Source organism: Sandarakinorhabdus sp. (assembly GCF_041689835.1).
Taxonomy (GTDB): domain Bacteria; phylum Pseudomonadota; class Alphaproteobacteria; order Sphingomonadales; family Sphingomonadaceae; genus Sandarakinorhabdus.
Window position 1 is genome coordinate 21,048 of record NZ_JBDNFM010000153.1, and the last position, 6,000, is coordinate 27,047.

At 65.2% G+C, this 6,000-nt stretch carries 7 protein-coding genes; 2 read left to right on the forward strand and 5 right to left on the reverse strand.

Going from position 1 to position 6,000, the window contains the following annotated elements; genetic code table 11:
- Positions 1-96 precede the first annotated feature (96 nt).
- Positions 97-1,272: an acetyl-CoA C-acetyltransferase gene (locus ACESL8_RS08515; protein ID WP_372917810.1), complete on the forward strand. Its 1,176-nt coding sequence runs from the start codon at positions 97-99 to the stop codon at positions 1,270-1,272.
- Positions 1,273-1,302: 30 nt separating this feature from the next.
- Positions 1,303-2,202, forward strand: a complete 900-nt coding sequence (locus tag ACESL8_RS08520; RefSeq protein ID WP_372917812.1) for a crotonase/enoyl-CoA hydratase family protein — start codon at positions 1,303-1,305, stop codon at positions 2,200-2,202.
- A 35-nt stretch (positions 2,203-2,237) separates the two neighbouring features.
- Here the strand turns inward: ACESL8_RS08520 and ACESL8_RS08525 are convergent, their stop codons facing one another.
- From ACESL8_RS08525 to queA, 5 genes are all read right to left on the reverse strand, one after another.
- Complete coding sequence (locus ACESL8_RS08525) at positions 2,238-2,573, reverse strand: GntR family transcriptional regulator (protein ID WP_372917814.1); 336 nt, start codon at positions 2,571-2,573, stop codon at positions 2,238-2,240.
- Between the two features lie 51 nt (positions 2,574-2,624).
- A complete protein-coding gene (locus tag ACESL8_RS08530; protein WP_372917816.1) occupies positions 2,625-3,035 on the reverse strand; it encodes a DUF1489 family protein in 411 nt (136 codons plus the stop codon).
- Positions 3,035-4,444: a magnesium transporter gene (gene mgtE / locus ACESL8_RS08535; RefSeq protein ID WP_372917818.1), complete on the reverse strand. Its 1,410-nt coding sequence runs from the start codon at positions 4,442-4,444 to the stop codon at positions 3,035-3,037. Before mgtE ends, ACESL8_RS08530 begins: the two co-directional genes overlap by 1 nt.
- Positions 4,445-4,699: 255 nt before the next feature.
- The gene (gene greA, locus ACESL8_RS08540) at positions 4,700-5,179 is read right to left on the reverse strand and encodes a transcription elongation factor GreA (RefSeq protein WP_372917820.1); all 480 of its coding nucleotides are present in this window, start codon (positions 5,177-5,179) and stop codon (positions 4,700-4,702) included.
- A gap of 13 nt (positions 5,180-5,192) precedes the next feature.
- Positions 5,193-6,000: tRNA preQ1(34) S-adenosylmethionine ribosyltransferase-isomerase QueA (gene queA / locus ACESL8_RS08545; protein WP_372917822.1), on the reverse strand; the 808-nt coding region annotated here is incomplete at its 5' end.

The following is a 6,000-nucleotide window of genomic DNA, read 5'->3' on the forward strand; positions in this document are numbered from 1 at the left end:
CCCTGATCATTTTGTCCGTCAATGCCCAAGGGGGTGAGCGGCGTAAAGTGCTGGCTGCGAATCCTTTGGACGAATCCAGACACGGGAGCTTGAATCATGAGCGAAGCCTATATCGTTTCCGCCCAGCGCACGGCAGGTGGCCGCCGCGGCGGCTTGCTGCGCGATTGGCACCCGGCCGATCTGGCCGGCAAGGTGCTGGATGCGCTGGTGGAAAAATCGGGCGTCGACCCGGCCCTGATCGAAGACGTCATCATGGGCTGCGTTGGCCAGGGGGGCCAGCAGAGCACCAACGTGGCGCGCAATGCCGTGCTCAGTTCCAAACTGCCGGAATCGGTGCCCGGCACCTCGGTCGACCGCCAGTGCGGTTCCAGCCAGCAGGCGATCCATTTCGCTGCCGCCACCGTCATGAGCGGCCAGATGGACGTGGTAATCGCCGCCGGCGTTGAATCGATGACGCGCGTGCCGATGGGCATGACGGTCAGCCTGCCGGCCAAAGCAGGCATGGGCATGCCGTATGGCGACGGCATGGCGGCGCGCTATCCCGGCATCCAGTTCAGCCAGTTCACCGGCGCCGAAATGATCGCCGCCAAATACGGGCTGACCAGGGACATGCTCGACGAATTTGGTTATGAAAGCCAGGTACGCGCCGCTCGCGCAGCCAACTCGGGTGCGTTCGACGCCGAAATCGTGCCCATCGACGTGATCACGCACGACGGCGCCCCGCATGTTCACGTGCGCGATGAAGGCATCCGTTTCGATGTCAGCCTCGAAGGCGTACGCGGCGTCAAGCTGATCAACCCCGATGGCGGCCGGCTGACGGCGGCAACCAGCAGCCAGATCTGCGACGGCGCATCGGGCGTGCTCATCGTCAACGAGCGCGGGCTGAAGGCGCTGGGCGTCAAGCCGCTGGCGCGCATCCACACCATGACCGTGGTGGGCGAAGACCCGATTATCATGCTCGAAGCCCCGATCGGTGCGACGAAAAAGGCACTACAACGCGCCGGCATGAGCATCGGCGATATCGACCTGTACGAGGTCAACGAAGCCTTTGCCTCCATCCCGATGGCATGGTTGCAGGCGCTGGGCGCCGATCATGCTCGCCTCAATGTCAACGGCGGCGCGATTGCGCTGGGCCACCCGCTCGGCGCATCGGGCACCAAGCTGATGACCACGCTGGTCCACGCGCTCCACGCTCGCGGCAAGCGCTGGGGCCTGCAGACGATGTGCGAAGGCGGCGGGCTGGCCAATGTCACCATTATTGAGGCGCTTTGACGCCGTGAACACCGAAAAAGGCGCTGTAAGATGACCTACACCCAAATCGCCCTCGATATCGACGGCCCCATCGCCACCATCACCCTCGACCGGCCAGAGAAATTGAACGCTTTCACCGGCGTGATGATGACCGAGATCATTGCCGCGTTCGACGAAACCGACGCCAATGATGCCGTAAAAGCCGTCATCGTCACCGGTCGCGGCCGCGCGTTCTGTGCCGGAGCGGACCTCAGCGCCGGCGCCGCCACCTTCGATTACGAAAAGCTCGGCGGGGCGCGCAGTGCCAGCCCCATGGCTGAGGATGGCAGCGTCGATTGGCACCACCCCGCCACCCGCGATGGCGGCGGCCAGGTGACGATGCGCATCTTCCGCAGCCTCAAACCCGTCATCGCGGCGGTGAACGGCCCAGCGGTGGGCATCGGCGCCACCATGCAATTGGCGATGGACATGCGGCTGGCCAGCGATACCGCGCGTTTCGGTTTCGTGTTTGCCCGGCGCGGCATCGTGCCGGAAGCCGGATCAAGCTGGTTCCTGTCCAAGCTGGTCGGCCTGCCGCGGGCGCTGGAATGGTGCATGACCGGCCGCGTGTTCGATGCCGCCGAAGCCGAAAAGGGCGGCCTCACCCGCTCCACTCACGCCCCCGGAGATCTGCTGCCCGCCGCCCGCGCTTTGGCGCTGGAAATCGCTGAAAACACCGCACCGGTATCGGTCGCGCTCACCCGGCAGATGCTGTGGCGCATGGCTGGCGCACCCAGCCCATGGGACGCGCACCGACTGGATTCCAAGATGGTCTATATGCGCGGCCGCTCGGGCGATGCCAAGGAAGGCGTGGTCAGCTTTTTGGAAAAGCGAGCGCCGGCCTATCCCGATACCGTCAGCCAGCACATGCCGGCGGAGGTGTTTCCGTGGTGGCCAGAAGACAAATGGTGACAGACAAATGGTGGGGGGAGCCCGCGCCCGCCTGATCATGCCTGTTCAAGCAGTTCCGCCGCATCCAGCCCCAGCTGGGTGATGCGGGCCTGCACGCGGGGCCATTCCTCAGTGAAGAACTGGCGGCGTTCCTGGATCAGCAAATTGCCCACCGCGCCATCGGCGGCAAACAGGCCAACGCCCTTGCGCGCCCGCACCAGGCCCGTGGATTGCAGATCCTGATAGGCCTTGGCGACGGTGAGCGGGTTTACCCCGGCGTCTGCGGCCAGCGCCCGCACGGACGGCAACATGGCACCGTCACCCAGCGTAAGAATGCGATCGATGATCAAATCGCGGATTTGGCGGTAGATAGGCCGGTCGTTGGAAAACATGCACTGTTGTATGCTGCCAGCACAGCCAAAGGTCAAGGCTGTGTTAAATCTCTAGAGCAGCCACAGCGATTGCAGTTCGCGCACCATCCCGGCGGGCAGAGCCTCCACATCGCCGCTGGTGCTGCCGTTGAAGTCCGGCGGCGCGTCCTCCGCCGCCAGATAGCGCCAGCCCTGGTGGGCACGGCAGGGGCGGGGGCTGATAGGCACCGGGCCAGGCTGCAGTTCGATCGCGCATTTCAGGCCCCAATCGGTGCTGGCCATGGCGATGGACACGATCGCCTGCCGCGCCACCAGCCGGTGGCCGATGATCCAGAAAATCGACCCGCCGATCAATTCTTCGGCGCGTTTGGGCATGAAACGGGTGTGCGCCCCGGCCCGGCCCGCGCCCCACCAGTGCGCCTGCCGCGCCGCCAACGTCTCGATATCGGGGCAGCCGGCCGCCACCTTGGTCAGGTGCAACATCAGCGCAAATATTGCACGCCGACCAGCGTGGCGAGCCCGAGGAACGCGAAGAAGCCCATGGAATCGGTGATCATGGTGACGAACACCGATGACGCCACCGCCGGGTCGGCCTCTAGCCGGTCGAGGGTGAGGGGCACCATTACGCCGGCCAGCCCGGCCACCACGATGTTGAACAACATGGCCGACCCGATCACCAGCCCGAGGTTGAGATTGCCGAACACCAGCGTGACGCCGATGGCCATCAGCGCCGCCAGCGTGAGGCCATTGAGGAACGCAACGCGGATTTCACGCCCGATGGTGCGGCGGGTGTTGCTTTCGGTGAGCTGGTTGGTGGCCAGCGCCCGCACCGTCACCGCCATGGTCTGGTTGCCGGCATTGCCGCCCACGCTGGCGACGATGGGAGACAATGCGGCCAGCGCCACCAATGCCTCGATGCTGGCGGAAAACGCGCCGATCACGCTGGCCGAAACCAGCCCGGTGATCAGATTGGCGACCAGCCAGCGCGAGCGGGTGCGATAGGTGGTGAACACCGGCTCGTTGATGTCACCATCGCCGGCGCCCGACAGTTTCAGCACGTCCTCGCCGGCTTCGGCCTGGATGATGTGCACCACATCATCCACCGTTATCACGCCGGCCAGCTTGCCGGCAGCATCAACCACGGCGGCTGAAATCAGCGCGTATTTCTGGAACAGCAGCGCGACTTCTTCCTGGTCCATGGTGACCGGAATCAGCGTCTGCTCGCGCTTCATCACGTCGGCCACGCTCAAGTCGGGCGGAGCGGTCAGCAGCCACGACAGCCGCATGGTGCCAACCGGTCGGCCAGCGATATCGACGACGAAGATTTCCCAAAAGTCTGTCGCCGGATCGATGCTGGCGCGGATGCGTTCGATCACGGCGCCGACACCCATGTCCTCGGTGACGGCGACCAGTTCGCGCTGCATAAGGCGGCCGGCGGATTCGTCCGGGTAATTCAACGCGGCTTCGATGTCGGCACGGTCTTCCGGCGTCAGCGCGCGCAGCACCGCGCGCTGCTCGTCGGCTTCCAGATCCTCCATGACCGCAACTGCATCGTCGGTATCGAGCTGAGTGACGACTTCGGCCACTTCGCCGGGCGAAAGTGCATTCAGCACATCCTCGCGCACATAATCATCAAGTTCCGCAATGACATCGGCGTTCAGCAGTTCGCCCAGTGCATCGACCAGTGGCCCGCGTGCACTTGCATCGATGGCGGCAAACAGATCGGCAACGTCGGCCGGGTGCAGCGGGCTGACCAGCGCACGCACACCTTCATCGTCGCCGCTGTCCAGTGCAGCAGCGACGTCGCTGACAAAGGCCCGGCTCAACCGGCCTTCTTCCAGCGCGTCCGGCGCCTCGTCGGCGCGCGGATCAAGGCGCAGATCATCGCTCACTGCGCCGGGTTATACGCGGCTTTGAAGGGAGCGCCACCCCGGCCGGCGAAGCGCCGCAGCCAGGCCGTTCAGCCCCGCCGCCGCCCGCTGGTGTAACCGCATCGCCATCGTGCTGCTGGGGTTGGCGGCGGCATCCGGCATATTAGCCAAGTCGCGCCTCGATGGCCTCGGCCCCAGGCTGGCGGCGCACGCCTACATCAGCGGCAGCGCGGTCCTTGTTCTGGCTAATTTGACGATGACGCAGAGCGTTAAGGCCTAAACGACGGCGACGATCTCCACCTCTTGCCCTGCCAGCGTCACGATATCACCAACGCTCTTTCCGATCATGGCGCGGGCCAGCGGCGAGACATAGCTGACACTGCCGCGCGCCGGGTCGGCTTCATCGTCGCCAACGATGGCGAAGGTTTGGGTGCGGCCATCCTCGCGTTCAAAACTGACGCTGTTGCCGAACGCGATGCTGCCGTCATGCGGCCGCGCTTCGATGATTTGCGCCGAGGCGCGGCGCGCTGACCAATAGCGCAAATCGCGGGTGGCGCGGGCCATGGCGGTGCGGTCGGTCGTGATCGATCCGCCGGCCTGTGCAGCAGCATAAGCCGCGCGCGCGCTGCTCAGTTCGGCCTCGATCAGGGCAAGGCCATTGGGCGTGACGAGATTCGGGTGCGCCGGGATCGGCCGGTCGGGCAGATCGGCCGCAACCGCTTCGGCATCGGATTCCTTGGTGAAGGCTACACTCATTCCGGCCAAACTCTCAGGGCAGCAAAAGGCTGCCATCGCCATAGCTGTAGAAACGATATTCGCTATCAATTGCATAAGTGTAAGCGCCGCGCATGACATCGAGGCCCATCAGCGCGCTGACCAGCATGAACAGCGTTGAGCGCGGCAGGTGGAAATTGGTGATCAGGCCGTCGATGGCGCGCCAGCGATAGCCGGGGGTGATGAAAATCGCCGTGTCGCCGGTAAAGGCCTGGATGATGCGAGCTTCGTCGGTGGCGGATTCAAGCAATCGCAAGGATGTGGTGCCCACCGCGATGATGCGCCCGCCGGCGGCGCGGGCGGCGTTCAGGCGGGCGGCGGTGGCGGCATCGATGCTGCCCCATTCGGCGTGCATCTGGTGGTCTTCGGTCTTGTCCACCTTCACCGGAAGGAAAGTACCGGCGCCCACGTGCAGCGTCACCGCTTCGCGCGTCACGCCGGCCGCAGCGAGCGCTTCCCACAGGTGCGGGGTGAAATGCAGGCCGGCGGTGGGGGCGGCCACGGCGCCATCCTTGGCTGCATGAAGCGTCTGGTAATCGCTGAAATCCTGGGCATCGATGCCCCGCCGGCGTGCGATATAGGGCGGCAGCGGCATCTGGCCGACGGCGTGGAGCGCGGCTTCGAGCGGCTGGCCAGCAGTTTCGAACTGCCACAACACCCCGCCTTCATCGGCTTTCTCGATCACCTCGCCAACCAGTACGGTGCCGCCGCCGTGGCCGAAATCGACCCGGTCGCCGGGCTTCAGACGGCGGGCGTTCTTGACAAAGCTCCACCAGCGGCTGGCGGTCTCGCGCTTGTGCAGC

Excerpts from the sequence above, each read along its gene's own strand:
- ACESL8_RS08515 (WP_372917810.1), top strand. The coding sequence starts at position 97 with ATGAGCGAAGCCTATATCGTTTCCGCCCAGCGCACGGCAGGTGGCCGC.
- ACESL8_RS08520 (WP_372917812.1), top strand. The coding sequence starts at position 1,303 with ATGACCTACACCCAAATCGCCCTCGATATCGACGGCCCCATCGCCACC.
- ACESL8_RS08525 (WP_372917814.1), bottom strand. The coding sequence starts at position 2,573 with ATGTTTTCCAACGACCGGCCTATCTACCGCCAAATCCGCGATTTGATC.
- ACESL8_RS08530 (WP_372917816.1), bottom strand. The coding sequence starts at position 3,035 with ATGTTGCACCTGACCAAGGTGGCGGCCGGCTGCCCCGATATCGAGACG.
- greA (WP_372917820.1), bottom strand. The coding sequence starts at position 5,179 with ATGAGTGTAGCCTTCACCAAGGAATCCGATGCCGAAGCGGTTGCGGCC.